Here is a 26073-nt window from a genome sequence, read left to right on the forward strand (position 1 = left end):
GCGTTTCCGCCCCAAGCGGGGAGGGGTGGGGCGGGAACGCCCAGTCAGGCGGCCTGAATCAAGGAAGGGGAATCCTCGGGGGTTATCAGGCGGCCTGTGCCAGAGGCGAACGGATGGACGCATGGGCAGCGGCCAGGGCGTCGGTGCGGTGCTGGTCGGAGTAGGCCACGCCTTCGGCCCGGACGATCTCCAGATCGGTCACGCCCAGGAAGCCAAACACATGGCGCAGGTACGACTCCTGGAAGTCGGCCGGGCTGGTGTCGCCGTAGATGCCGCCGCGACCGCTGGCGATGATCACGCGCTTGCCACCGGCCAGGCCCTCGGGGCCGGCTTCGGTGTAGTGGAACGTGCGGCCGGCAACGGCGACACGGTCGATCCAGGCCTTCAGCGTCGAGGGGATGCTGAAGTTGTAAAACGGGGTTCCGATCACCACTACGTCGGCATCCAGGAACTGCTGGATCACCGCCTCGGCGGCATCGGCCTCAGCCTGGTCGGCCTTGGCCAGGGCACGGCCGGTCAGGTGCGGGATCGGATCGGCGTCGAGGTCGCGGTACTCGACCTTCAAGCCGGAATGCGACTCCTGCCAGCGATTGACGATCGCCGAGCTGAGTTCGCGGGTAATGGAATTGGCGCCCAGGGCGCTGGAGTCGAGGTGAAGGAGCTTCATGACGGGCCTCTGCAGCAGATACGGCGGGAGTGCCGGGTTGGACGACAATCTAGGCCGTTGCTTATTTGGGATAAAGCTGGTCAACTACCACTAACTGTTCTGGAATTGGAATTATCGCCATGCAGGACCTGAACGATCTGTACTACTTTGCGATGGTGGTCGAGCACGGCGGTTTCGCCGCGGCCGAGCGCGCGCTGGGCATCCCCAAGTCTCGCCTGAGCCGCCGCATCAGCCAGCTCGAGACCGATCTGGGCGTTCGCCTGCTGCAGCGCTCGACGCGCCGCTTCGCCGTCACCGACGTCGGCAACAGCGTCTACCGGCACGCCCAGTCGATGCTGGCCGAGGCCCAGGCGGCGCACGAAGTGGTCGACCGCCTCAGCGCCGAGCCGCGGGGCGTCATTCGCGTCAGCGTCCCGGTCGGCATGGCCCAGCAGCAGATGCCCAGGTTGCTGCCGGAGTTCCTCGCCCGGTTCCCGCAGGTGCGGGTGCAGTTGCTGGTGAGCAATCGCCGCGTCGACATCATCAATGAAGGCATCGACGTCGCCTTGCGCGTGCGCGCCAAGCTCGACGACGACGGCAGCCTGGTGATGCGCAGCTTCGGCCAGATCCAGGAATTGCTCGTCGCCAGCCCCGACTATCTGCGCCGCATGGGCCGGCCCAAGAACCCGGACGAACTCAGCGAGCACGTCACCCTCAGCATGAGCGAGGACGACGCGCGCCAGCGCTGGGAGCTGCACGGCCCCGATGGCGACGTGCGCCGGGTCGAACTCAAGCCGCGCGTGATGGGCTTCGACTTCCCGATGCTGATGTCGCTGGCCCAGCAGGGCGTCGGCATCACCCTGCTGCCTGAGACCATCTGCGCCGACGCCGTGCGGCGCGGCGAGCTGGAAGTGGTGCTGCCGAACTGGCGCCTGCCGCAGGGCATCTTCCACGCCGTGTTCGCCTCGCGCCGCGGCCTGTTGCCGGCGGTGCGGGTATTCATAGATTTCATTGCCGAAAAGGCGCCCGGACTGGTCGAGTCGGCCCGGTTGCAATGCAAAGAGATCAAGGGCATGCCGTGCCCGGAGGACGCGACCGCTCCGATTCCGGCGGCAGAAATCCGCATTCCCACGCAGGCCTGACGGCACGCAGGCCCGACGGCACGCAGGCTTGACAGCGCGAAGGCATGCGACAATGCGCGACCCGCCAGGCGGGTCATGCGTGAAGCGTAGTCGCCAGACAATCCGGAGAGATGGCCGAGTGGTTTAAGGCAGCGGTCTTGAAAACCGCCGTGGTAGCAATACCACCGTGGGTTCGAATCCCACTCTCTCCGCCATGCTTGCAGCCTGGGAACGGCCGCTGTTGTAGCCTAAGCCTCCGTGAACCCAGCCAACGCGCCCATGGATACGCGCAATTTGAACCGTGTTTTCGAGAGCCTTCAGGGCGGATCGGTTCTCTTGCGAGCGGTCCCGGGATTTCCGGTTGTCGCCATGACCCGGCAAATGCGCTCCACCTCGGTAGACCCGGGCAACACCCTCGGGCGTCCGTACTTCGAGTTGTTTCCCGACTCGCCGCAGGCGCCAGGGTGCGTGGCCTCGCTTACCGCCTCGTTCGAACGCGTGATACGGACCCGCTCGACGGACCACCACGCGCAGCGATTCGACGTCCTTGATCCTTCCACTGGCAATGTCGTGGAGCGCTACCGGTCGGCGGTCAACAGCCCGATCCTCAATGACGCCGGTGATGTGGAATACATCCTCCATCAGGCGGAGGACGCGGCGACCGAGCGGCGTCACGGCTCGACGGCCATCCTGGATGCGATGGACCGCGAACGCCTGACTGCCCAGTCCGAGCACCAGCGCCGCATCTACGAAACCGCACTCAACAACACGCCCGATTTCGTCTACATCTTCGGCACCGACTTGCGCGCCATTTACGCCAACGACTCCCTGCGGAAAGTGTGGGGCGTCGAGGACGTGCGCGGGAAGGTGTGGATGGAGCTGGGCTACGAGCAGTGGCACGCCGACATGCACGACCGTGAGCTGGCGCAGGTCATCGCGACCAAGGCGCCGATCCGGGGCGAGATCCCGTTCACCGGCACCAACGGTCGCCGCATCTACGACTACATCTTCGCTCCCGTGTTCGACGCTGCCGGCGACGTGGTCGCCGTGGCGGGGACCACGCGGGATATCACCGATCGGCAAGCCGCCGAGCAGATCGTTCGCGAACACGCAGACCGGCTGGCCGAGGCCGACCGGGCCAAGGACGAGTTCCTGGCGACGCTGTCCCACGAGCTCCGCAATCCGCTGGCTCCCCTGCGCAACGGGATCCAGATCCTTCGTCACACGACCAGTGCCGACAGCCCGCACGTCCAGATCCACGAGGTCCTGGAGCGCCAGGTCGACCACCTCGTGCGTCTCGTCGACGACCTGATGGATGTGTCGCGCATCACCCGGGGGAACGTGTCGTTGCAGCTCGAGCCGGTCGAGCTTGGGGTGGTGGTGGAGAGTGCTGTGGAAGCCGTGCAGCCGGAAATCGACGCAGGCCGCCATCGGTTGGCCATCGATATGCCGGTACCGTCGCTGGTGCTGCAGGCTGATCGCGTCCGCCTGGCGCAAATCCTGACGAACCTGCTGAACAACGCCGCGAAGTACTCCGAGCCAGGCGCCGACATCGTGCTGCGTGCCCACGTGGCCGATGGCTCGTTGCTGCTGTCGGTGAGCGACACCGGCATGGGCATGGAGCCTTCGGACATTCCACACCTGTTCGAGATGTTCACCCGGGGAGGGTCGGCGAGGTCATCTCACCAGGAGGGACTCGGTATCGGCTTGACACTGTCGCGCCGCCTGGCCGCCTTGCACGGAGGTTCGCTCGACGGCTCCAGCGGCGGTCCGGGCAAGGGAAGCACCTTCACCCTGCGAATTCCGTTACCCGACAACGGCGAGGGTTTGTTGGCCGATCCCAGCCGGAACGACGCTGCCATCGTCCCCGGACTTCGATTGCTGCTTGCCGATGATGTATGCGATGCCGGCAACAGCCTTGCCGAAGTGCTGCGCCTGTCTGGCGCGGTGGTGCATGTCGTCGACAACGGCGCTGACGCCCTGGCCCAGTTCGAGAGTGTCGACCCGGATGTCGTGATCCTCGACATCGGAATGCCCCGAATGACCGGCTATGATGTTGCCCGCGCCCTCCGGGCGCGCGGAGTCAAAGTGCCACTCATCGCGTTGACCGGCTGGGACCAGCCCGCCGACCGCGAACGCGCGTTTGCCGCGGGGTTTGATCATCACCTGGTCAAGCCCGTCGCGATTCCCATCCTCGTCAGGTTGCTTGCATCGTTGCAAGGCTCGGGGCGAGGTTCCGAACTGCCCGCCGCCTGCAAAACCTAGGGCCTGCGCAGGTCGCTCGCCCGCGTCCGCGCGCTCATGGCGCGGGAAGAGGCCATTCCGCCTCGACGTGGTGGAGGACGCCGTCGTCGACCAACGGGAAACCGAAGTCCGCCTGTTCGACGCCATCCAGGCGCAGCGTTGCAGGTCCTGTATCACGCTGCTTGACCCGGATCGAGTACAGGCTGGTCCCGTAACGGTATTGCAGGCGGTACTCGGGCCAGTCGGCGGGCAGGCACGGATGCAGCGACATGTGGGCACCGGTGCGCTGCAGGCCCAGTAGCGATTCGGTCAGCAGGCGATACATCCAGCCCGCCGAACCGGTGTACCAGGTCCATCCTCCGCGGCCCACATGCGGCGCCACCCCGTACACGTCGGCGGCCAGTACGTACGGTTCGACTTTGTAGCGCGCGGCATCATCGGCATCGAGTGCGTGGTTGACGGGATTGATCATGCGCGCAAGCTCCCAGGCCCGCGCCGAATCTCCCTGCCGGGCGAACGCCATCGCCGCCCACACCGCGGCATGCGTGTACTGCCCGCCGTTCTCGCGCACCCCGGGCACGTAACCGCGGATGTAGCCGGGGTCATTGGTGGTCCGGTCGAACGGAGGATCCAACAGCTGGATCAGCCCGGCATCGCGCCGCACCAGATAGCGGTCCAGCGATGCCATGGCCTGGCGCGCACGCGCGTCGTCGGCGGCGCCCGACAGCACCGACCAGCTTTGCGAGATGGAGTCGATCCTGCATTCGTCGCTCCTGGTGGAGCCCAGCGGAGTGCCGTCGTCGAACCACGCACGCAGATACCACTTTCCGTCCCAGCCATGGGCTTCCAGGTTCGCGCGCAATCGCTGCGACTGGTCATGGCAATAGGCGGCGAAGGTGTCGTCGCCACGAGCGTGGGCAACCTCTTTGAAGTGCTGCAGGACGTCGAAGAGGAAAAAGCCCAGCCATACGCTCTCGCCGCGACCGGCCTCGCCGACCCGGTTCATGCCGTCGTTCCAGTCGCCGGTGCCGATGAGCGGCAGGCCGCGTTCGCCCAGCAGCGAGCAGCCGCGTTGCAACGCCAGCACGCAGTGGTCGTAGAACGGCTGTTGCAGGTACGAGGCCACTGGCATGTCGTAATAGGATTCTTCGTCGGGATTGACCGGGCGCCCGTCGATGAAGCGCACGTTCTCGTCCAGCACGCTGGTATCGCCGGTCACCGCCAGGTATCGGCACGCAGCCAGTGGCAGCCACAGATAATCGTCCGAGCAACGCGTGCGCACACCGCGTCCCTGCGGCGGGTGCCACCAGTGCAGAACGTCGCCTTGCGGGAACTGGTGCGCTGCACACAGCAGCAGGTGCTCGCGCGTGAGCGCCGGCATGGCGTGCACGGTCGCCATGGTGTCCTGCAGCTGGTCGCGGAAACCAAACGCCCCGCCGGACTGGTAGTAGCCGCTGCGCGCCAGATATCGACAAGCCAACGTCTGGTAAAGCAGCCAGCCATTGGCCAGTGCGTCGACGCTCGGGTCCGGTGTCTTCACCTGTACGGTGGACAGCACATGGCGCCAATGGATACGCACGGTATCGAGCACATCGTGGGCCCGCTGTGTGCCGCGCGACCTTGCCGCCAGCTGCAGGGCTTCGCCATAGTCCTTGCCGACGCCCAGGCGGAACACCGTTTCCACCTCCTGGCCATCGCCCAGGGTCAGTGGCACCTGGATGGCCGCACACGGGTCCAGTCCCACGCCGAGCCGGCCGGACAGGCGCTCGCGCCGCAACGCCGCCGGGTCATCCAGGCTGCCGTTGCGGCCCAGGAACTCGGTGCGGTCGGCGGTGTAGCTGCAACCGCTGGCATCGGTGTCGAAGAAGGCGACGCGCCCACTGAACTCCGTGTTGTAGGGGTTGCGCGCCGTCAGCACGCCGATGTCGGTATTGAGCTCGCTGACAACGTGCATCTGCGACTTGACCCGTAGGTCACCCAGAACCCATTCAACGTAGCCGGTCGCGGACAGGCGACGTTCGCGGCCGGACAGGTTGCGCAGCTTCAGCACCGAGAACTTGACGGCATCCTCGGTGGCGACATACACCCACAACTCGCTGGCGATGCCATCCTCGATGTGTTCGTAGACGCTGTAGCCGAAGCCGTGACGGGTGCGGTAGGCACCGCGACCGCGACGCGGCAATGGCATCGGCGACCAGACGTGTCCGGTTTCCTCGTCGCGCAGATAGAACGCTTCACCGCCGGTGTCGGCGACCGGATCGTTATGCCACGGGGTCAGGCGGAACTCGTGTGCGTTCTCGAACCAGGTATAGCCCGGGGTGCTTTCGCTCACCACGGTGCCGAAATTCTCGTTGGCCAGCACGTTGGACCACGGTGCCGGAGTGGGGGCACCTTCGCGCGAGACGATCACGTACTCGCGACCATCGGCCGAGAAGGCACCGGTACCGTTGTCGAAGAGCAATTCGTCGGCGACCGCGTCGAATGGCCAGGCATCTTCCATGTCGACGCCGGTCGTGGCCGGTGGCAAGCCGGCCCATCCGTCTGCATCCGGCACGTCGGGCGTGGTTTCCACGTCCGGCAGCAGGTCAGGGACCGTGCGTTCCGGCGTCACGTGGCGGCCAACCTGGGTGGCGAGCGTGCCCTTCTGGTCGCTGACGATCACCCGCGCCACCGACTGCAGCAGGATGCGGTCCTCCTGCGAGATCTGCTGGGCGGGACGCACGAAGATGCCACCAGGGCGGTCGAGCACGTTGACCTCCGGGTCGGCGGAAACCATCCCCAGGATCTGTTCCTGCAACTGCTGCCGGTATCCGGCCTGGCTCTCGTTCCAGATCACCAGGTCGGCTCGCAGGCCTTTCAATCGCCAGTACGCATGCGCCTGCACCATCTGGCGAACCAGTTCGATGTTGTCCGAGTCGGCGATCTGCAGCAGCACTATGGGCAAGTCGCCGGAGATCGCATGGCCCCACAGCCCGGACTGGCCGCGCTGGTTCTGCAGCAGCACCTCCGCGTCGGCGCGCAGCAACGGATGCGCATAGACGATCAGCCCGGCCAGGCGCTCGTAGAGCTGCGCATCGGCCTGCGAAGCGTTGATCTGGCGCCTGACCACCTGGCTGTGGGTCCAGGCCAGGTCGAACACGCGGTCGGCCAGGCGACGGTCACGGTATTTGTCGACCAGTTCCAGGCAGGCATCGCGGTCCGCGCCTACGCCGTAGACCATGTCGATCATCGCGGTCTGTTCAGGCGCCAGTTCGATCCTGCAGCGTATCGCCACGATGGGATCGAGCACCGACCCCTGGGTATCCGACAGCGCTTCATCGGTCGAGAGCGCGCGCGGAACGCGCGGCGTGTTGCCCCGCCCGAGGAAGCGCGCACGGTCGGTTTCGTAGGAGATCGCACTGATGTCGGCGTCATGCACCGCGACCAGGTGGAACATCCACGGCGGCACCTCATCGTGCGCGCGCGGCCGCCGGGTGCAGATCAACGCCTGCTTCTCCCGCGCGATCTCGGACTGGACGAACAGGTTGCTGAATGCCGGATGCAGTTCATCGGAAATGGCCGGGGCCAGCACGACCTCGGCGTAGGTGGTGATCTCGATCGTGCGCGTGCGCCGACTGCGATTGCTGAGCCGCACCCTGCGCAGTTCGATGTCGTCCTCGGCCGAAATGGCGATCTCCAGGTGGCTGTCATAGCCGCGCTTGCGTCCGCGGAATTCAGCCTTGGCATCGGAGAAGATCGCCTCGTACTGTTCCACCGGGACGCCGGTCGGGTGCAGGGCCGCCGACCAGAACTCGCCGCTTTCGACATCACGCAGGTAGCAGAAGCTGCCCCAATGATCGCGGGTGCCATCCTCGCGCCAACGCGTGACGGCCATCTCGCGATGCCGGCTGTAGCCGCCGCCGGCGCTTGTCAGCAAACCGTGGTAACGGCCGTTCGACAGCATCTGCACCGCAGGTCGTGTGGTGCCTGGATTGCGGAAGACGCGCAGTTGAGTCTCCGACTCGCCCGGCGTTGCGCGCGTGCCCAGGGTCTCGGCTTCGTGCGGGTGGAACACACCGGTATGCGGGATGCGCTCCTGCAACAGCAGCACGGTGGCCTGGAATTCGGCATCGGCGACGAAGCGCTTCTGCATCGGTTGGTGGCGCAACAGATGGTCCAGCGACAGCAGGCCCATGCCCTGGTGGTGGGCCATGAAGGAGCGCACCACCACGAATTCCTGGCCATGCGGAACGCGTGTGGGCGTGTAGTCGATCGCTTCGTACAGGCCGAAGTGACCGCCGAAGCCCAGCGCGGTCAGTCGCTGCAGGTTCTGGCACGCCGCTTCCGGCGCCACCATCAACGCCATCATGCTGGCATAGGGCGCGATTACCAGGTCCTGGCCCAGGCCGCGCTTGAGCCCCAGTCCCGGCACGCCGAAGGCGCGGTACTGGTAGTTCATGCGGGCATCGACGGTGTTGTATCCGGACTCCGACACCCCCCACGGCACCGACCGCTGTGCACCATGGGCGATCTGCGCCTCCACCGCATGGTTCGAGGTCTGGTCCAGCAGGGTATCGGGATAGCTGGGCATCACCAGTTGCGGCATCAGGTACTCGAACATCGAGCCGCTCCACGACAACAGCGTGGCATCGCCGTTGACCTCGGTCAGCAGCCGTCCCAATGCGAACCAGCTTTCCTGTGGCAGCTTGCCCTGGGCGATCGCCACGAAGCTGCACAACCTCGCTTCCGATGCCAGCAGGTCGTAGAAGCCGGCATCCAGCCGGTGTTCGTCGAGGTTGTAGCCGATCGACAGCAGGTGGCGCGCGCGGTCGTAAAGGAACTCGTATTCCATCAGCGAGAACTGGCCCGCGACATGCGCCAGCCTTTCGAGCTGGTGGATGCGTTCGCGCGCGCGTGTCGACGCCTGCCCAGCCGAGGGCTGCTGGCGCAGCTGCGATAGCGTGGGAACGGGCTGGCTGGCCGCGGCACCTTCAGCGGCATCCTCCGCCTGGTCGGGCGCGAACAGGCGCAGCTCGGCCAGTGCGGCCTCGCAGGTCTCAAGCAGCAGGGTGGGCCAATGCGGTGCGTTCGTGTCATCGCTGGCGATCTTCGGCCAGACGGCGTGAATCTCACCGGCGCGCAGCAACAGTTGCGAAAGGGTGCGTTCGGCATCGCCCATGGTGGCGGGCGGCTGCGCACGGGCAGGTTCGAGCGCGGCACGGAAGTTGGCCACCGCCGCGACCAGTGCTTCATTGCCGAGGCCTGCGTCCCTGCGCGTTTCGTCGAGGACGCCGACGGTATCGGCCAGTCCGTCGAATGTGCAGCCCGACAGCACCGGCGCGTCGACAAGCGCCAGCAGCCCTTGCCGAAGGGTCAGCAGATGCCCGGCCAGGTTGCCACTGTCGACTGTGGAGATGTAGCGCGGATGCAGCGGCTGCAGCGTCTCGGTGTCGTACCAGTTGAAGAAATGGCCACGATGGCGCGGCAGCCCTTCCAGCGTGGCGAACACCAGTCGCGTGCGCTCCATCACCGTGCCCACCTGCACGTAGCCCAGGTCGTAGGCCGAGAGGTTGGCCAGCAGCGACAGGCCGATGTTGGTCGGCGACGTGCGTCGTGCCACCACCAGTGCCGGATGCTCCTGCACGTTGTCCGGCGGCAGCCAGTGATCTTCGGCGCGGACGTAGGTTTCGAAGAATCCCCAGGTGCGGCGTGCCAGCCTGCCCAGGAATGCCAGCTGGCCGGCGGACAGGTTGGCGTCGGGCCGCGAGGGCGGGTGGCCCATCCAGGCCATGATCGCCGGCGACAGCAACCACAGCCCCAGCAGGGGAGCCGCAACCCACAGTGACGAAGGCTGCACGAGCGCCAGCAGCACCGTCACGGCGACCGCGAACAGCGGCGCCGGCGCCATGCCGCGGAACTCCGCCCCCATGCCGCTGCCCAGGCTTCGCTCCACCTCGCTGGAGGGGTTCCACTGCAGCAGGTGCCGGCGACTGACTGCCAGGCGCCACAGGGTGCGCGCGATCGCGCCCAGGCTCAGGAAGGCTTCGTATGGCAGGCAGGCAATGTTTACCAGGCCACGCTGCAACTGGCGCAGCGTGGAGTTTCCGATCCGTACCAGATGGGCTTCCAGTGGCATGTCCACCGGAATGACGAAGGCGTCGCGAAGCGCAGGCAGCAGCACAGGCAGCAGCCACAGGCACAGCAACCATCCTGTCCAGGCCAGCGGATGGGGCGAGAACAGCCAGCCCAGCACCAGCAACGACGTGGCGGCGACCGGCACCAGACTGCGTCGCAGGTTGTCCAGCAGCTTGCCGCGCGACAACCACGACAGCGGGCTGCGCTCGTAGCCCCCGGTTGCGCGCGGGACCCACGGCAGCAGCCAGGGCAGCAGTTGCCAGTCGCCGCGAATCCAGCGATAGCGCCGCTTCACATCGGCTGCGTACCGTGATGGATATTCCTCGAACAGGCGCACGTCGCTGACCAGCCCTGCACGCGCGTAGCAGCCTTCCAGCAGGTCATGGCTGAGAATGCGGTTGTCGGGAAAGCGATCGGCCAGCGCGGACTCGAACGCATCCACGTCGTAGATGCCCTTGCCGACGAACGAGCCCTCACCGAACAGATCCTGGTAAACGTCCGATACGGTGCGCGTGTACGGGTCGATGCCAGGCTCGCTGCCGAACATGCGCGCGTAGCGCGAGCTGCGGCGTCCTCCCAGGCTCGTTCCCACGCTTGGCTGCAGGATGCCGTAGCCGCGCATGACCCGGTGCTGACGCGAGTCGAAGCGGGCGCGGTTCAGCGGGTGGGCGAGGGTGGCGACGAACTCGCGGGCCGCATCGCGTGGAAGGCGGGTATCGGTATCCAGGGTAATCACGTACTGCACGTCGCCGAGCACGGCGGTCTTGCCGGTCACCTGCAGGAAGTCCTCATCACCCTTGCCGCGCAACAGCTGATTCAGCGCCGCCAGTTTGCCGCGCTTGCGCTCGTAGCCCATCCAGCGACCTTCGCGTGGATTCCACTGGCGCGGGCGGTGGAACAGGAAGAACAAGTCGCCGCTTTCTGGCGCATAGCGCGTATTGAGCAGTTCGATCTGCTGCACGGCCCGCGCCACGAGCGCTTCGTCCGCGGGAATGGTCTGCTCGTCTGCATCGAGGAAATCGGTCAGCAACGCGAAGTGGAGATGGCGGTCGCGGTTGGCCAGAAAGCGTACTTCCAGCCCTTCCACCAGGCTGTCGACGCCTTGCGCACTGCCGAGCATGCTGGGTACCACCACGAGCGTGCGCGATTGGGCTGGAATGCCTTTCGAGAAATCCATTCGCGGCAACGGCCGCGGCGCCACCAGCAGGGTCGCAGCCCAGTTGACGAGGGCGATGGCCATTTCGCTGAAGGCCACCACCGCCAGCGCCAGCAGTACCCACAGCGGGACGGCAGGCGCCGCAATGCGGGCAACATCCGACAGCAGGCCCCATGCGAACAGTCCGGTGATCGCGGCGATCGGCGCCAGGTAGACCGGCAGCGGAATGCGGCGAGATGGCAGCCTCGCGAGCCGGTGGGCCTGACTGGCCGCTGCCACGGCGGCCCGGGTCTGTTTCACCCCGTCATCGACCAGGTAATAGCCGACGTGCGCCTGGATCGGGTCAATGGCCGCGTCCGCGTCGGCCTGTGCCAGCTGCAGCACGATGTCGGCGACATCCTCTTCGGTGGCGCCGCTGAGGCGTGCGATGGTCTCCACCACGTGGCGGTAACTGTCGCGCGTGCTGAAATCCATCAGGGCATACGTGCCGGCAGGGTCTTCGCGCAGACGGTGCTCGACCACGCTCATGCTCTCGACGAAATTGCGCCAGTCCATGTTGGCCAGGAAGCGCAGGCTGGCGATGCTGTTGCTGATCGAGACCTGGTCGGCGGCCTGTTGCTGGCTTTCCAGGTGAACCAGTTCCTCGATTCTGTGGCCGCCGTCCGCGACCCACTGTTCCAGCCACGTGATCGCCATGGACAGCACCGATCCGCGACCCTGCAGTCCTCGCGTCAGCTCGGAGACGAAGGCGCCCGATAGTGGGGGCCTGGAGCGCGCCATGTCGGCGACCACCAGTACGACGTCCTTGGGATTGGCCGCAGCGGTCTCGTTGAGCAGTTCGGCCCATTCGCTCGCCAGCCGATGGTCCACGCCATCGCGCATGACCCGCACGGCCATGCGGCGGAGATTATCGATCAGGGCCAGCCGCAGCATGATGGGAATTGCCCACAGCTCGCCGAGTTTCAGCGCGGTGACCGACTGGTAGGCAGCCACGAATCGGCTGATGTTCTCGCCATCGATACGGCCATCACCATGCGCGATCGCCTCCAGCGAGAGGTCGTAGACACGGGGAAGGCCGGCCGACGGCCCCTCGCGCAACGAGGGCAGCTGGCGGCTGTAGCCTTTGGGAAGGTGCCTGCGCGCGGTGTGGATCTGTTCTTCCACCAGATAGTAGTTGTCCAGCAACCACTCACCGGCGGGGGTGATGCGCATCTCCTGCTGCACCATCCGCGTGAGCAGTGTGCTGGCATCGTCCAGCAGGCCCTCGTTCTCCTCGAGACGGTCCAGCAGCCGCTCCGGGCCCGGTCGCGAATGCACCCGGTGCGAACGGGCCAGCGCCCTGCCGTGAAGCTCCATCTGCTCGGCGTTGAACAACTGTGAGCGCAGCGGCGCTTCGGCTTGAAGCGTCCGCTTTGTCGCCGCGCGGCGCCATCGCCACAAACGCCTGCGCAAGCGCAACCAGCGACTGAATATGCTCCAGCGGTTGGGCATTGGATATCCTGTGGGCCGGGGGCGCCGTCGTGGCATCCATCCTTGCATCCGGGCCTGGGCCCGGACGTGAAAGCTCGACCACACCACTCGACCCTGCCAGGGGAGTGCCGCGCCAGCGGCCAGGTCCGGACCCTGCGGCCGCGTGACGGCCGCGGTCCTCCACAGAACCAGGTCCTCCACAGAAAAGGAAACGGCGAGGCAAGCCCCGCCGTTCCCTGGTCAATCCGACGACATTACTGCTTGGTCGGAACGTTGACCTTGTCGATGCCGTGGATGATGCCGTTGCTCGAGCCGATGTCGGCTGAAGTAACCAGCGCGCCATCAATGCTGACCTTGTCGTCGGTCATCTTGATCGGAGCGGATTGGCCGTTGACGGTCTTGGCTGCATCCCACTTGCCGATGTCGGCAACGAGTTTGCGGCCGCTGACAACGTGATAGTTCAGCAGCGAGACGAGCTCTTCCTTGTTCTCGGGCTTGAACAGATTCTCCAGGCGGCCTTCCGGCAACTTCTCGAACGCTGCATCGGTCGGCGCGAAGACAGTGAACGGGCCCACGCCGCGCAGCGTGTCGCTCATGCCTGCGCGGTCGATTGCCTTGCCGAAGGTCTTGAACGAACCATTCGCGGCGGCAGTGTCGACGAGGTTCTTGCTGTTGGGGGTATTGGTGACGGTATCCATGGAATGATTGCCTTTGATGCGATCCGCAGTGGTACGGAATCGGGAACGGCCGAAGCCAGGCCCCTGCCGGTGGCAGGGGCGAAAGGGCTCAGTGCGGATGGGGAATGGGGCGTACTGCGCGGCTGAGTGGCCGTTACGACATTGCGTCGTAGTGCCAGCGGAGGTTGCACCGCGGCCTGTTAGTTATTCGTGATCTGACGACACAACGGCGAATGTGTTCATCGGGCGGTGTGTGTCGGTGAAACTTCGGTGATGCCGCTGCAAAGGTGCTACATTCTAGGCCGCACTGCGTTGTCGAACGCCTCTGCCCTTAGGCCTGCCACGGACGGGCCTGTCATGGACAACATGATCGAAGTGCGACGCCGCACCGCCGTAATCCAGGCGGAAGGCCACGAAAAGATGCTTGCGCTCTGCTGGGCCTTTCGCTCCCAGTTGGAGGATGTGCAGGTGCGCCTGTCTCCCGCGGACTACAGCTATGCCGAAGCGCTCAAGACGTTTCTTTTGCGGGCGCGTGGCATCCAGGGGCGATGAACGTGCACTCTCAGGAATCCGAGCTGGTTGCCGATCTCGATCGCCATGACGAGCTGCTGCGGGAGTGTGCTTCCGGGCGACTTCCTTTCTGGGATTTCTGCGCCTCGTACGACAACTTCTATTGGCGGTATGCGTTGGATGGCCATGAGGCCGGTCCGGCGGAGCTTGCAGTCCTGGACAAGCTGGCCGATCGCATCGCTCCGCATCAACACTTGGCCGATTCCGTCCTTTCAAGCGTGTGTTCCGACAGCCATCCGGAGAAGGGCAGTTACGGCCGCTCCGGGCGATTTGGCCCGGAGGAGGCGCTGGCGCGTCTGAAAGCGATCGCCGATAGCCTGCCGAGCGGAACGGGCGCCTGAACAGGCGCGGACCGCGCGCGCATACATCTGTTGCGGTGGCCGCTGCAACAGTATGTAGCGCCCATTGAACTGTTGATGCCCGCGGCGAAGCGCAAGCTTTGCCTTGCGGTCAGCGACCCGGAAGCCGGGTGAAGGCCGTTGGCTCCGCAGCCTTGAAGTTGCGGAGTTGCCCTTCAACCTGCTGGCTGCTCCCCGTGGATGCAGCCTGATGCTCCCGAGGTCACGTTTCATGAAGATTCAAGAACTGCTGAAGGCCAAGTCCGGCGCCGTGGTCACGATCGATGTCGGCGACACGATTGGCGCGGCAGCCCGCAAGATGACGTCCCACAAGATCGCCGCGCTCGTGGTCACCCGCGATGCGCAGCCGGTAGGCGTGGTTTCAGAACAGGACATCGTGGCCGCCGTGGCCGAGGATGGCGCGCAGGCCGGCACCCGTCCGTTGCACCAGTTCCTCAAGGGCGTCGTCGAAAGCATTGCCCCGGACGCCAGCATCAAGCAGGCGATGTCGCTGATGACGCACGCACGCCTGCGCCACCTGCCCGTGATCAACAATGATGTCCTCGTCGGCATCGTCAGCCTGGGCGACATCGTCAAGAACCGGCTCGACGAACTGTCGATCGAGCGCGACGTGCTGCGCGACATCTACATCGCGGCGCACTGAATCGCGCGGTCAGCGACCGCACTCGCTCCTGCATGAAGCTCAGGCGTCCGGACGGGCGCCTTTGCTGCGCGTCTCGCTGCGCTGGCGGAAGTCCTTGCGCCACGCACGCGGCGCCATGCCGAACTCGGCGGCGAACCAGCGCGTGAACGAGCTCGGCGCGGAGAACCCCAACAACCTGCCAACCACCTGCAGCGAGTACTGGCTGTTTTCCATGTAGCGCACGACCAGGTCGGTGCGCACCGAGTTGAGGATGTCGGAGAAGGTCGCGTTGCCTTCCTCCAGCCGGCGCTGCAGCGTACGCACGTTCATGCCGCGGCCGTGCGCCACCTGCTCGATGGTCGCCTGTCCCATCGGCATCAGGATGTAGAGGTCCTTGCGCACGTCGGTGATGATGGAGTTCTTCGTCGGCGCCGGCAGCGCTTCGACCAGTCGCTTTACATACAGCGCCATGGCCGGGTCGGCGGAGGGGTTGCGATAGCTCAGGTCGGCGGCGTCGCAGACGATGCCGTTGAAGTCGCGGTCGAACTCGGTGGCGCAGCGGAACACGCGGCGGTGGACCAGCAGGTTCTCCGGCGCGCCGTGTGTGAAGTTCACGCTGTGCGGCTTCCAGTGCGGGCCCAGAAGGAATCCGCACAGCCGGTACAACGCGCCCATCGCCAGCTCGATGGCCTGGCGCGAGGTCGGGCCCGGGCCGGGAACGAACTCTTCGCGGATCACGACCGTCCGGCCACGCTCCTCGACATGGATCGCCAGCAGCTCGTTGAGCAGGTGGCGGTACTTCATGGTCGTGACCAGGGCGTCGCGCAGTGTCGGCTGGTGGATCAGCAACAGGCTGACCACGCCGAAGTCCGACAATTGCCGCGACTCGGCCATGCGCAGGCCGAAGGTCTCGCAGCCGGTCTGTTGCGCCGAGTCCTCCAGCAGCTTCACGGCGGCGGTCGCCGGAATCCTTCGTTCCGGGTCGGCCAGCATGGTCCGGCTGAGCCCGGCCGCGCGTAGCAGGGGCTGCGGATTGAGGCCCAGTTGCTGCGCCACCTCGAAATAGTTCTTGAGCGTGGCGGCGCGAATCAGGCTGCTCATGGGGCGCTCCGCGGGGTCGGCCGGGTTGTCATGATATGGCAAGTTGCTGTCGCCGTCTGGCAAGAACTGCAGCGCTTGCCCTGCCTATAGTCGAAGCCGTTCGCCCCCTCGGGGGGCACCCCGATTCATAGTCGAGAGGCTTCAGAAACTGCCATGGCCCATGCAATTCGTTTCCACCAGGCCGGTGGCCCCGAGGTACTGCGCTACGAGTCGGTCGGGGTAGGCGAACCGGGTCCTGGACAGGTTCGCCTGCGCCACGTCGCGGCCGGCCTGAACTACGCCGACACCTACTTCCGTAACGGCACCTACGTGATCCCGCTGCCGGCCGGAATGGGCGTGGAGGCGGCGGGCGTGGTGGAGGCGGTCGGCGCGGACGTCGACCAGGTCAGCGTCGGCGACCGTGTCACCTATACCGGATTCATCAACACCCTGGGCGCGTACAGCACCGAGCGCCTGGTGCCGGCTGCGCCGCTGATCAAGCTGCCCGAGGCGATCGCCTGCGAAACCGCGGCGGCAATGACCATGCGCGGCCTCACCGCCGCCTACCTGTTGCGCCGGATCCACCCGTTCCAGCCTGGCGACTCCATCCTGTTGCACGCCGCCGCCGGTGGCGTCGGCCTGATCGTCGCGCAGTGGGCCAAGCTGCTGGGCCTGACCGTGATCGGCACGGTGTCCACCGAGGCCAAGGCCGAGATTGCCCGTGCCCACGGTTGCGATCACGTCATCAACTACAGCCATGAAGACGTCGCCGCGCGCGTTCGCGAACTGACCAATGGCGTTGGCGTGTCGGTGGTGTTCGACAGCGTCGGCAAGACCACCTTCGATGCTTCGCTCGATTCGCTCAAGCGCCGTGGCCTGATGGTCTGCGTCGGCACCGCCTCGGGTCCGATCGCACCGTTCAATCCGCAACTGCTGGCGATGAAGGGCTCGTTGTACGTGACCCGCCCGGCGCTGGCCGACTACATCGCCGACCCGGCCGAGAAGGCCGAGCTTGCTGCGGAACTGTTCGACCACGTCGCCGCTGGCCGCATCCGCATCGAGATCAACCAGCGCTACGCCTTGAAGGATGCCGTGCAGGCGCATCGCGACCTGGAAGCGCGCAAAACCACCGGGTCGTCGATCTTCGTCATCTGAGATGAGCACAGACATGCGCGTCGAACCATTGACCTATGCCATCGGCGTCGAACTGTCCGGCGTCAGCCTGGCCGACGCTGTCCACGACGACGACCTGTTCCAGGAACTGCGCCGTTTGCTGGTCCGACACAAAGTGATGTTCCTGCGCGACCAGGACATCACCCGCGCCGAGCACGTGGCCTTCGCCCGCCGCTTCGGCGAGCTGGAGGATCACCCGGTCTCCGGCAGCGACCCCGAACACCCGGGGCTGGTGCGAATCTACAAGTCGCCCGGGCAGCCCAACGAACGCTACGAAAACGCCTGGCACAGCGATGCCACCTGGCGCGTGGCGCCGCCGTTCGGCGCCGTGTTGCGATGCGTCGAGTGCCCACCGACCGGCGGCGACACCATGTGGGCGAACATGGTGCTCGCCTACGAGAAGCTGCCCGCGCACATCAAGCAGCAGATCGAAGGCCTGCGCGCCAGGCACAGCATCGAAGCGACGTTTGGCGCGGCGATGCCGATCGACAAGCGCCTGGCATTGAAGGCGCAGTTCCCCGATGCCGAGCACCCGGTGGTGCGGATCCATCCCGATACCGGCGAGAAGATCCTGTTCGTCAATGCCTACGCCACGCACTTCACCAACTTTCATACGCCCGAGAACGTGCGTTATGGCCAGGACTACACGGCCGGTGGACAGCAGCTGCTGCAGTACCTGATCAGTCAGGCCCATATCCCCGAGTACCAGGTTCGCTGGCGTTGGCAGCCCAACAGCATCGCCATCTGGGACAACCGCAGCACCCAGCATTACGCCGTGATGGATTACCCGCCGTGCCATCGAAAGATGGAGCGCGCCGGAATCATCGGCGACGTGCCGCGCTGACCGTCGCCCGAACCCGTCCAGCTTCCTTCGAACTCATTCGACCTCATTCGTCCCGCTCGACTGCCGACCCGATCGCATCGCATCGCAGCAGCGCCTTTCACGGAGATACCCATGAACTTCCTCGATGGATCGCTGTTCCCCGAGAACCAGCCCAAGCTGGTGATCACCGCCGCGCCGTACGGTCCGGAGTGGATGCCGGCCGACTTCCCGGAGGACATCCCGGTGACGATGGAGGAACACATCCAGAAGGCGGTGGACTGCTACAACGCCGGCGCCACCGTGCTGCACATGCACGTGCGCGAACTCGACGGCAAGGGCTCCAAGCGCCTGTCGATGTTCAACGAACTGCTGGCCGGCATCCGCGCACGCGTGCCGGACATGATCCTGCAGGTGGGCGGTTCGATCTCGTTCGCGCCGGAAGGCGAGGGCAACGTCGCCAAGTGGTTGTCCGATGACACCCGGCACATGCTGGCCGAGCTGTCGCCGGCGCCGGACCAGGTGACCATCGCCATCAACACCAACCAGATGAACGTCGTCGAGCAGATGTGCGAGGCGGACCTGGCCGGCACCAGCCTGGGCACGCCGGAGGGTTACCGCGCGTACCGCGAGATGACGATCCCGGCAGGTCCGGAATGGGTGGAGGAACACATCCGCCGGCTGTCGGCCAATGGCATCCAGACCCACTTCCAGCTGGCCAACATCACCCAGATCGAGACGGTCGAGCGCATGATGCGCAAGGGCACCTGCAACGTGCCGCTGATCCTGACCTGGGTGGCGATCGGCGGCGGCTTCGATGCGCCCAACATCTACAACCTGGCCAACTTCGTCCGCGCCTGCCCGGATGGCTCGGTGCTGACGCTGGAGTCGTCGATGCTCAACGTGCTGCCGCTGAACATGATGGCGATCGCGATGGGCCTGCACGTGCGCTGCGGCAACGAAGACAACATCTGGACCCAGCGCCGCGACGCCAGGATGGGCAGCGTCGCGCAGATCGAGCAGCTGGTGCGGATCTCGCGCGAGTTCGGCCGCGACATCGCCACACCGGCGCAGGCGCGCGAGATCTACAAGATCGGCACCTTCTACCAGGATGCCGACGAGACGCTGGCGGCCAATGGCTTCGCGCCGAACCGCAGGCCCTTCTGGAAGGGCGTTCCGCAGCCCGCCTGATGCCCGCCTCCTGAACTGCCCCGCCCAGAACTGCAGGTCCACTCCATGGCTTACCTCTCCCAACCCGATCACGGTAGCGACGACCCCGGTGCGCGCATTCCGCGCCGCTATGCCTGGGTGGTGTTCGGGCTGAGCTTCGGCCTGCTGCTGTCGGACTACATGTCGCGGCAGGTACTCAATGCGGTGTTTCCGCTGCTCAAGCAGGAATGGGCGTTGACGGACGCGCGGCTGGGCCTGCTCAGCGGCATCGTGGCGCTGATGGTGGGGCTGCTGACCTTCCCGCTGTCGCTGTTGGCCGATCGCTTCGGACGGGTCAGGAGCCTGGCGCTGATGGCGACCGTGTGGAGCGTGGCCACGCTCGCCTGCGGCCTGGCGCAGCACTACCCGCAGATGCTGGTCGCGCGCTTCTTCGTCGGCGTTGGCGAAGCGGCCTACGGCAGCGTTGGTGTCGCCGTGGTGCTGTCGGTGTTTCCCAAGGACATGCGGGCAACGCTGACCGGTGCGTTCATGGCAGGTGGCATGTTCGGCTCGGTGCTCGGCATGGCACTGGGCGGGGCCGTGGCCGCGCACCTGGGCTGGCGCTGGGCGTTCGCCGCGATGGCGCTGTTCGGTCTGGCGTTGGCGCTGCTGTACCCGATCATCGTCCGCGAGAAGCGCATTGCTCCTGCACCACAAGCGGGCCAGGCGAGCGTCGCCACCGAGCCGGCCGCGCGCGTGCCACTGCGGAGCCTGATCGACAGCCGCTCGGTGGTCGGGGCCTACATCGGCAGCGGCCTGCAGTTGTTCGTCGGCGGCACCGTCATCGTCTGGATTCCGAGCTACCTCAATCGCTATTACGCCATGGCCACGGACGTGGCCGGTGGCGTATCGGCACTCATCGTGCTGGTCAGTGGCATCGGCATGATCGCCTGCGGCATGCTCAGCGATCGCATGTGCCGCAACGCGCCGCAGCACAAGTTCAACCTCGCCATCGCCTATTGCCTGGGCAGCTGCGCGCTGCTCTCGCTGGCATTCGCGCTGCCGCACGGCGTGCCGCAACTGGTCGTGATCGGCCTGGGCATGATGCTGGCGGCCGGCACCAGCGGGCCGGCCGGCGCCATGGTCGCCAACCTCACGCCGTTGCCGATCCACGGCACCGCATTTGCCACGCTGACGCTGGCCAACAACCTGCTCGGACTGGCCGCCGGACCGCTGGTCACCGGCATGCTCGCCGATGCGCTGGGGCTGGCGAAGGCCTTCCAGCTCGTGCCGCTGGTCAGCGTTGCCGCTGCCGCCGTGTTCTATTTCGCCAGGCGCCACTACCTCGATGACGTCCAGCACGTCGGTCGCCACGTGCGCACCGTGGGTATCGGCGCGCAGGCGCAAGCGTGAGCGCAGGCGACAGGCTCCGGATCGGTATCCATTTCGACCTGGTCTGCCCTTGGTGCTACATCGGCAAGCGCCAGCTGACGCTTGCACGCAGCAGGTTCGCTGAAGCGTCTCCCGAAGTCGCCATCGAAAGTACGTGGCGTCCGGTGCAGCTGTTGCCTGAGGTGCCGGAGCAGGGGCTGCCGTTCGCCGAATTCTACGAACGGCGCCTGGGCTCGGCCGAGGCCGTCCGGCAGCGCCGCATGCAGGTCTCGATGGCTGCCAGGGCGGTCGACCTCGAGCTGGACCTGGCCGCCATCGAGCGCATGCCCAATACGGCGCGTGCGCACGGGCTGTTGCGCCGGGCCGGGACTCTGGGCGATCCGGGCCTGTACGAGGCCATGCTCGAACGGTTGTTCGCCGCGTACTTCCAGCGCGGCGAGGACATCGGCGATGCCGCGACGCTGCGTGCATTGGCGATCGAGGTGGGCGTGCCTGAAAGTCTCGTCGACGCAGCGCCAGGCGAAGCACACAACGTGCCGGCAAGTTCCGCTATATCGGGAGTGCCGAACTTCAACTTCAACGGACACCTCTCGCTGTCGGGTGCGCGCGATGCCGCCGTGCTTTTCATGGCGATGAGCAAGGCCGTGCAGATGTCGGTCGTCACCGAAGCCGGTGATCGTCTCGACCGGTTCCAACCGTTTGCAGGGCGCCAACGCGGCCCGAAGGGATCACCATGACCAGGCCATCCACTATGCTGCTCGTACCGGGCCTGCGCGACCACGTGCCCGACCACTGGCAGACCCTGCTGGCTGCGCGGTTGCCCAGGGTGCACACCGTGCCGCCGCTGGAGCAGGACAAGCTCAGTTGCGCCGCGCGCGTGCAGGCACTGGATCAGGCGCTGCAGGCCATCGACGGCCCGGTGATCCTGGTTGCCCACAGTGCCGGCGTGATGATGGTGGCGCACTGGGCGGCCCGCATGTCACAGGCGCGTCAGTCACAGGCGCGTCAGTCGCAGTCGCATCGTCCCATCAAGGGCGCGCTGCTGGCCACGCCGGCCGACATGGAGATTCCTTTCCCAGCCGGCTATCCCACCCTGGACACGCTGCGCGAACACGCCTGGCTGCCGATTCCACGGACCCGGCTCCCGTTCCCGAGCATGGTGGCCGCCAGCCGCAATGATCCGCTGTGCGCGTTCACGCGCGCGCAATCGCTGGCGCACGACTGGGGCAGTGAGCTGGTCGACCTTGGCGCTGTCGGCCACCTCAATCCGGCGGCAGGATTCGGCGAATGGGCGCAGGCGCCTGAGCTGATCGCCAGGCTCGATCGAGCCTGACCTCATCCGCACCTGAGCGCGCCGAGCCACGCCGCCCCGGGATTCCGGGCCGGTTTGCGTCGACCGGGAAACTCAGGCCTCTTCGGGAAAGCGATAGTCGCGGAACTGCTCGCGCAACGCCGCCTTGTGCAGCTTGCCGGTCGCGGTGTGCGGCAGTTGCGGCACGAACAACACGTCGTCAGGCAGCCACCACTTGGCGACGCGGTCTTCGAGATAGCGCAACACTGTTTCGCGCTCCATCGTCTGCCCAGGCTTGACCACGACCAGCATCAGCGGCCGTTCCTGCCACTTCGGGTGGGCAATGCCAATGACGGCGGCCTCGGCGATGGTCAGGTGCCCCATGGCCGCGTTCTCCAGCGCGATCGACGAGATCCACTCGCCGCCGGACTTGATCACGTCCTTCGCGCGGTCGGTGATCTGCATGTAGCCGTCGGCGTCGATCGTCGCCACATCGCCGGTGTCGAAGTAACCCTCGTCGTCCAGCACCGGGCCGCTTTCGTCGCGGTAGTAGGCCCCGGCGACCCACGGGCCGCGAATCTTGAGGTGGCCCGCCGACTGTCCATCGTGCGCAAGCCGCGTGCCGTCCTCGGCGGTCAGCTTCAGGCTGATGCCGAACACGGCGCGGCCCTGTTTCGCCTGCACGTGCAGGCGCTGGTCGAGCGGCAACGCACGGTGCTCTGGCAGCAGGTTGCAGACGGTGCCCACCGGTGAGGTTTCCGTCATGCCCCAGGCGTGGACCACGAATGCACCGAAGTCGCGTTCGAACGTCTCGGCCATTGCACGCGGTGCCGCCGCGCCACCGATCACGACCCTGCGCAGGGCCAGTTCGCTGGTGGGCTTGAGTCCCTTCGTCGAGACGTGCTGCAGCAGCATCATCCAGACGGTTGGCACGCCCAGAGCAAGTGTCACTTTCTCGTCGCGCAACAGTTCGTAGACGCTGGCGCCATCCAGCGCCGGGCCCGGAAGGACCAGCTTGGCGCCGCTCATCGCGCCGGCGTAGGGCATGCTCCAGGCATTGACGTGGAACATCGGGACCACGAGCAGGGCGGTCTCGCTGCGGGAAACGGCGAGGCTGTCGACGGTGCAGGCGCCGAAGGCATGCAGCACCGTGGAGCGGTGCGAGTACAGCACGCCCTTGGGCATGCCAGTCGTGCCCGAGGTGTAGCACAACGAGGCGGCGGCGCACTCGTCCAGGTCCGGCCAGGCGAACTCGTCGGGTTGCGCGTCAAGCAGATCGTCGTAGCACAGCAGGCCGGGGATGGAGCTGGCCGGCATGTGCGCACGGTCGGTCATCACCACGAAATGGCGGACACCGGGCAGTTTCGGCAGCAGCTTCTCCACCAGGGGCACGAAGCTGAGGTCAAAGCACAGGACCGTGTCGTCGGCGTGGTTGATGATGTACTCGAGCTGCTCGGGAAAAAGGCGCGGATTGGCCGTGTGCAGGACCGCGCCCATGCCGGAGACGGCGAAGTACAGCTCCATGTGGCGGTAGCCGTTCCATGCCAGCGTGCCGACACGGTCGCCGGGCTGCACGCCCAGCGCGGTCAGCGCCCGGGCCGCCTGCTTCGCGCGACGGTGGATGTCGGCGTAGGTGCAGCGATGGATCGGACCTTCGACGGTGCGCGACACGATCCCGGCATTGGGGTGGCTGGCGGCCGCGTGTTCGATCAGCGACGAGACCAGCAGCTTGTGTTGCTGCATCAAACCCAGCATGTCAAACCTCCACCCTGCGCAGCAGGAAGTGCGATAGCGCGGGGATGAGCACCAGCGCGCCGATCATGTTCCACAGGAACATGAAGGTCAGCAGGATGCCCATGTCGGCCTGGAATTTGATGGGCGAGAACGCCCAGGTGATCACGCCCGCGGCCAGGGTGATGCCGACCAGCGCCACGACCTTGCCGGTGAACATCACCGCATGCCGGTAGGCGGCGGCCAGCGGTACGCCTGCGCGTTGCTGGTTGAGCTGTACGCTCAACAGGTACAGCGCATAGTCGACGCCAATGCCGGCGCCCAGCGCGATGACGGGCAGGGTGGCGACCTTGACGCCGATCCCGAGCGTGACCATCAGCGCCTCGCACAGTATCGAGGTGAGGATGAGCGGCAGCACCGCGACGATCACCGCCCGCCAGCTGCGGAAGGCGACGAAGCACAGCAGCGCCACCGCACCATAGACGTACAGCAGCATCGAGCGGCTGGCGCGGCTGACGACGTCGTTGGTCGCCGCTTCGATGCCCGCCGAACCTGCGGCCAGCTTGAAGGTCACGTCACGGTCGTTGTGGCGCGCGGCGAAGTCCTCGGCGATCGCGGCCACGCGCTTGAGCGAGTCGGCCTTGTGGTCGGTGAGGTAGGCGATCACCGGCAGCACCGAGCACTCGGTGTTGAACAGGTCCGGATTGAGCACCGTGGCCTGCTGGCCGGAGTAGTTGATGACGTCCTGGTTGCGGTTGAGGGTGAGCCACTTCGGGTTGCCCTCGAACGAACCGGCGGTGATGTTGCGAACCGCGTCGACCAGCGACACCGTCGTCTGCACCGACGGGTCCTGTTGCAGGGCCCAGCCCAGGCGGTCGGCCTGCACGAGCGTCTTGTAGTTCAGGCAGGCGTCCTTGGGCGTCTTCACGATCACCGCGAACAGGTCGCTCGACAGCGCGTAGTTGGCGGTGATGAAGGCGTTGTCCTGGTTGTAGCGCGAGTCCTTGCGCAGCTCCGGTGCGCCCGGATCCAGGTCGCCGGTCTGCAGTCCGCGGCTGATCCACAGGCCGCCGGCCGCCAGCACCACCGCGCAGGCGATCGCGGCCAGCGCCCAGCGTCGCTCGGTGAAGCGGTCGAGGACATTCCAGAAGGCGCCGATGCCGCGGCCGCGTGCCTGCTCGTCGTCTTCGCGCAGGCTGCGCTTTGCCGCCGCCGGGCTGACACCGAAGTAGGACAGCAGCACCGGCAGCAGGATCAGGTTGGTGAACACCAGCACGCCGACGCCGATGCTGGCGGTCAGTGCCAGCTCCTTGATCACCGGGATGTCGATGGTCATCAGCACCGCGAAGCCGACCACGTCGGCCAGCAGCGCAGTCAGGCCGGCCAGGAACAGGCGGCGGAACGTGTAGCGCGCAGCGACCAGGCGATGGGTGCCGCGGCCGATGTCCTGCATGATGCCGTTCATCTTCTGCGCGCCATGGCTGACGCCGATGGCGAAGATCAGGAACGGCACGAGCACGGAGAACGGATCCAGGTCGAAGCCGAGCAGGCGCACCAGACCCAACTGCCAGATCACCGCGACCACCGAGCAGGCGACCACGAGCACCGTGCTGCGCACGCAGCGGGTGTAGAGGAAGATGATCAGCGCCGCGATCAGCGCCGCGGCGAGGAAGAAGCTGGCGACCTTGACCAACCCTTCGATCAGGTCGCCTGCGAGTTTGGCAAAGCCGATCACGTGGATCTTGACCTTGCCGTGCCCGCTGCTTTCGAACCTGGCGCGCACGCGCTGCTCTAGCTTCTGCGAGAAGGCGTGGTAGTCCAGGCGTTCTCCGGTCTCGGCATTGCGCTCGAGCAGCGGCACGAACACCATGCTCGAGCGGAAATCGTTGGCGACCAGGTTGCCGACGATGTTGGCGCGGCGGATGTTGAGCTTCAGCGCGTCCACGGACGCTGGCGTGCCGTCGTAGTTGTCGGGCATCACAGGGCCGCCGACGAAGCCTTCCTCATTGACCTCGCTCCAGCGCACCGCCGGTGTCCAGATCGACTTCATCCAGGCGCGGTCGACATCCGGCATCAGGAACAGCTCGTCGTTGACCTGCTTGAGGACCTCCAGGTAGCCCGGGTCGAAGATGTCGCCGTGCGGATTCTCGACTACGACGCGCACGGAATTGCCCAGTCCGCGCAGGCTGCCGCGGCTCTCCAGGTAATTCTTGATGTAGGCGTGGCCGTGCGGAATCATCTTCTCGAAGCCGGCATTGACCGCCAGCTTCGTTGCCTGGAAACCGAGCAGCGACGTCAGCAGCGCGCAGGCGATGACGATCAGCAGCCGGTGATTGAAGATGGCGCGCTCGAAGAAGTGGCCCGAGCGGTGATCGAAATCCTCGATCGACCGCACGACCGGCATCGCCTCGAGCGGGGTGTCTAGCTTGTTCAAACGCAGATCCTCACGAACAGATCG

General features: G+C 66.1%; 17 protein-coding genes and 1 tRNA gene. 12 read left to right on the plus strand and 6 right to left on the minus strand.

The window, feature by feature from the left end; translation table 11 throughout:
* Positions 1 to 85 precede the first annotated feature (85 nt).
* Entirely contained in the window at positions 86 to 667 is a 582-nt protein-coding gene (locus AB4Y64_RS09270) for an FMN-dependent NADH-azoreductase (RefSeq protein WP_441816156.1), read from the minus strand.
* A gap of 104 nt (positions 668 to 771) precedes the next feature.
* Between AB4Y64_RS09270 and AB4Y64_RS09275 the strand changes: the two genes are divergently transcribed.
* The 3 genes from AB4Y64_RS09275 (at position 772) to AB4Y64_RS09285 (ending at position 4032) form a co-directional block, all read left to right on the plus strand.
* Positions 772 to 1788 (plus strand): LysR family transcriptional regulator, encoded by a 1017-nt coding sequence (locus AB4Y64_RS09275; protein WP_441816336.1) that lies wholly within the window; start codon positions 772 to 774, stop codon positions 1786 to 1788.
* Positions 1789 to 1892: 104 nt separating this feature from the next.
* A tRNA-Ser gene (locus AB4Y64_RS09280) sits at positions 1893 to 1982 on the plus strand.
* Between the two features lie 64 nt (positions 1983 to 2046).
* Entirely contained in the window at positions 2047 to 4032 is a 1986-nt protein-coding gene (locus AB4Y64_RS09285; protein ID WP_441816157.1) for a hybrid sensor histidine kinase/response regulator, read from the plus strand.
* A gap of 34 nt (positions 4033 to 4066) precedes the next feature.
* On the opposite strand, the gene AB4Y64_RS09290 is transcribed toward AB4Y64_RS09285, so the two are convergent.
* Positions 4067 to 12772, minus strand: a complete 8706-nt coding sequence (locus tag AB4Y64_RS09290) for a GH36-type glycosyl hydrolase domain-containing protein (RefSeq protein WP_441816158.1) — start codon at positions 12770 to 12772, stop codon at positions 4067 to 4069.
* A gap of 233 nt (positions 12773 to 13005) precedes the next feature.
* A complete protein-coding gene (locus tag AB4Y64_RS09295) occupies positions 13006 to 13449 on the minus strand; it encodes a fasciclin domain-containing protein (protein WP_441816159.1) in 444 nt (147 codons plus the stop codon).
* A gap of 336 nt (positions 13450 to 13785) precedes the next feature.
* Here AB4Y64_RS09295 and AB4Y64_RS09300 point away from each other — a divergent pair, with 336 nt between their 5' ends.
* From AB4Y64_RS09300 to AB4Y64_RS09310, 3 genes are all read left to right on the plus strand, one after another.
* A complete protein-coding gene (locus AB4Y64_RS09300; protein WP_441816160.1) occupies positions 13786 to 13980 on the plus strand; it encodes a hypothetical protein in 195 nt (64 codons plus the stop codon).
* Positions 13977 to 14339, plus strand: a complete 363-nt coding sequence (locus AB4Y64_RS09305; RefSeq protein ID WP_441816161.1) for a hypothetical protein — start codon at positions 13977 to 13979, stop codon at positions 14337 to 14339. The genes AB4Y64_RS09300 and AB4Y64_RS09305 overlap by 4 nt, the downstream gene beginning before the upstream one ends.
* A 229-nt stretch (positions 14340 to 14568) precedes the next feature.
* A complete protein-coding gene (locus AB4Y64_RS09310) occupies positions 14569 to 15000 on the plus strand; it encodes a CBS domain-containing protein (protein ID WP_441816162.1) in 432 nt (143 codons plus the stop codon).
* Positions 15001 to 15039: 39 nt separating this feature from the next.
* Here AB4Y64_RS09310 and AB4Y64_RS09315 read toward each other — a convergent pair whose 3' ends face one another.
* Entirely contained in the window at positions 15040 to 16080 is a 1041-nt protein-coding gene (locus AB4Y64_RS09315; RefSeq protein WP_441816163.1) for an AraC family transcriptional regulator, read from the minus strand.
* A gap of 153 nt (positions 16081 to 16233) precedes the next feature.
* Here AB4Y64_RS09315 and AB4Y64_RS09320 point away from each other — a divergent pair, with 153 nt between their 5' ends.
* The 6 genes from AB4Y64_RS09320 to AB4Y64_RS09345 all read left to right on the plus strand — a co-directional run bounded on the left by AB4Y64_RS09320 (position 16234) and on the right by AB4Y64_RS09345 (position 21926).
* A complete protein-coding gene (locus AB4Y64_RS09320; RefSeq protein WP_441816164.1) occupies positions 16234 to 17214 on the plus strand; it encodes a quinone oxidoreductase family protein in 981 nt (326 codons plus the stop codon).
* Between the two features lie 13 nt (positions 17215 to 17227).
* Positions 17228 to 18076, plus strand: coding sequence for a TauD/TfdA dioxygenase family protein (locus AB4Y64_RS09325; RefSeq protein ID WP_441816165.1), 849 nt, complete (start codon positions 17228 to 17230; stop codon positions 18074 to 18076).
* Between the two features lie 111 nt (positions 18077 to 18187).
* Complete coding sequence (locus AB4Y64_RS09330; protein ID WP_441816166.1) at positions 18188 to 19243, plus strand: 3-keto-5-aminohexanoate cleavage protein; 1056 nt, start codon at positions 18188 to 18190, stop codon at positions 19241 to 19243.
* Between the two features lie 45 nt (positions 19244 to 19288).
* Positions 19289 to 20614 (plus strand): MFS transporter, encoded by a 1326-nt coding sequence (locus tag AB4Y64_RS09335; RefSeq protein ID WP_441816167.1) that lies wholly within the window; start codon positions 19289 to 19291, stop codon positions 20612 to 20614.
* Positions 20611 to 21330: a DsbA family oxidoreductase gene (locus AB4Y64_RS09340; protein ID WP_441816168.1), complete on the plus strand. Its 720-nt coding sequence runs from the start codon at positions 20611 to 20613 to the stop codon at positions 21328 to 21330. The genes AB4Y64_RS09335 and AB4Y64_RS09340 overlap by 4 nt, the downstream gene beginning before the upstream one ends.
* The gene (locus tag AB4Y64_RS09345; protein ID WP_441816169.1) at positions 21327 to 21926 is read left to right on the plus strand and encodes an RBBP9/YdeN family alpha/beta hydrolase; all 600 of its coding nucleotides are present in this window, start codon (positions 21327 to 21329) and stop codon (positions 21924 to 21926) included. The genes AB4Y64_RS09340 and AB4Y64_RS09345 overlap by 4 nt, the downstream gene beginning before the upstream one ends.
* 72 nt (positions 21927 to 21998) lie before the next feature.
* Here AB4Y64_RS09345 and AB4Y64_RS09350 read toward each other — a convergent pair whose 3' ends face one another.
* Together AB4Y64_RS09350 and AB4Y64_RS09355 are read right to left on the minus strand one after the other, a co-directional pair.
* Positions 21999 to 23639 (minus strand): 3-(methylthio)propionyl-CoA ligase, encoded by a 1641-nt coding sequence (locus AB4Y64_RS09350; protein ID WP_441816170.1) that lies wholly within the window; start codon positions 23637 to 23639, stop codon positions 21999 to 22001.
* 1 nt (position 23640) lies between these two features.
* Positions 23641 to 26049 (minus strand): efflux RND transporter permease subunit, encoded by a 2409-nt coding sequence (locus tag AB4Y64_RS09355; RefSeq protein WP_441816171.1) that lies wholly within the window; start codon positions 26047 to 26049, stop codon positions 23641 to 23643.
* Positions 26050 to 26073: the final 24 nt, after the last annotated feature.

Origin of the sequence: Lysobacter sp. TAF61 (assembly GCF_052113485.1) — a bacterium.
Classification (GTDB): Bacteria; Pseudomonadota; Gammaproteobacteria; order Xanthomonadales; family Xanthomonadaceae; genus Lysobacter_J.

Excerpts from the sequence above, each read along its gene's own strand:
- AB4Y64_RS09350 (WP_441816170.1), bottom strand. The coding sequence starts at position 23,639 with ATGCTGGGTTTGATGCAGCAACACAAGCTGCTGGTCTCGTCGCTGATC.
- AB4Y64_RS09320 (WP_441816164.1), top strand. The coding sequence starts at position 16,234 with ATGGCCCATGCAATTCGTTTCCACCAGGCCGGTGGCCCCGAGGTACTG.
- AB4Y64_RS09270 (WP_441816156.1), bottom strand. The coding sequence starts at position 667 with ATGAAGCTCCTTCACCTCGACTCCAGCGCCCTGGGCGCCAATTCCATT.
- AB4Y64_RS09330 (WP_441816166.1), top strand. The coding sequence starts at position 18,188 with ATGAACTTCCTCGATGGATCGCTGTTCCCCGAGAACCAGCCCAAGCTG.
- AB4Y64_RS09285 (WP_441816157.1), top strand. The coding sequence starts at position 2,047 with ATGGATACGCGCAATTTGAACCGTGTTTTCGAGAGCCTTCAGGGCGGA.
- AB4Y64_RS09295 (WP_441816159.1), bottom strand. The coding sequence starts at position 13,449 with ATGGATACCGTCACCAATACCCCCAACAGCAAGAACCTCGTCGACACT.
- AB4Y64_RS09305 (WP_441816161.1), top strand. The coding sequence starts at position 13,977 with ATGAACGTGCACTCTCAGGAATCCGAGCTGGTTGCCGATCTCGATCGC.
- AB4Y64_RS09345 (WP_441816169.1), top strand. The coding sequence starts at position 21,327 with ATGACCAGGCCATCCACTATGCTGCTCGTACCGGGCCTGCGCGACCAC.
- AB4Y64_RS09290 (WP_441816158.1), bottom strand. The coding sequence starts at position 12,772 with ATGCCCAACCGCTGGAGCATATTCAGTCGCTGGTTGCGCTTGCGCAGG.
- AB4Y64_RS09335 (WP_441816167.1), top strand. The coding sequence starts at position 19,289 with ATGGCTTACCTCTCCCAACCCGATCACGGTAGCGACGACCCCGGTGCG.
- AB4Y64_RS09325 (WP_441816165.1), top strand. The coding sequence starts at position 17,228 with ATGCGCGTCGAACCATTGACCTATGCCATCGGCGTCGAACTGTCCGGC.
- AB4Y64_RS09300 (WP_441816160.1), top strand. The coding sequence starts at position 13,786 with ATGGACAACATGATCGAAGTGCGACGCCGCACCGCCGTAATCCAGGCG.
- AB4Y64_RS09310 (WP_441816162.1), top strand. The coding sequence starts at position 14,569 with ATGAAGATTCAAGAACTGCTGAAGGCCAAGTCCGGCGCCGTGGTCACG.
- AB4Y64_RS09315 (WP_441816163.1), bottom strand. The coding sequence starts at position 16,080 with ATGAGCAGCCTGATTCGCGCCGCCACGCTCAAGAACTATTTCGAGGTG.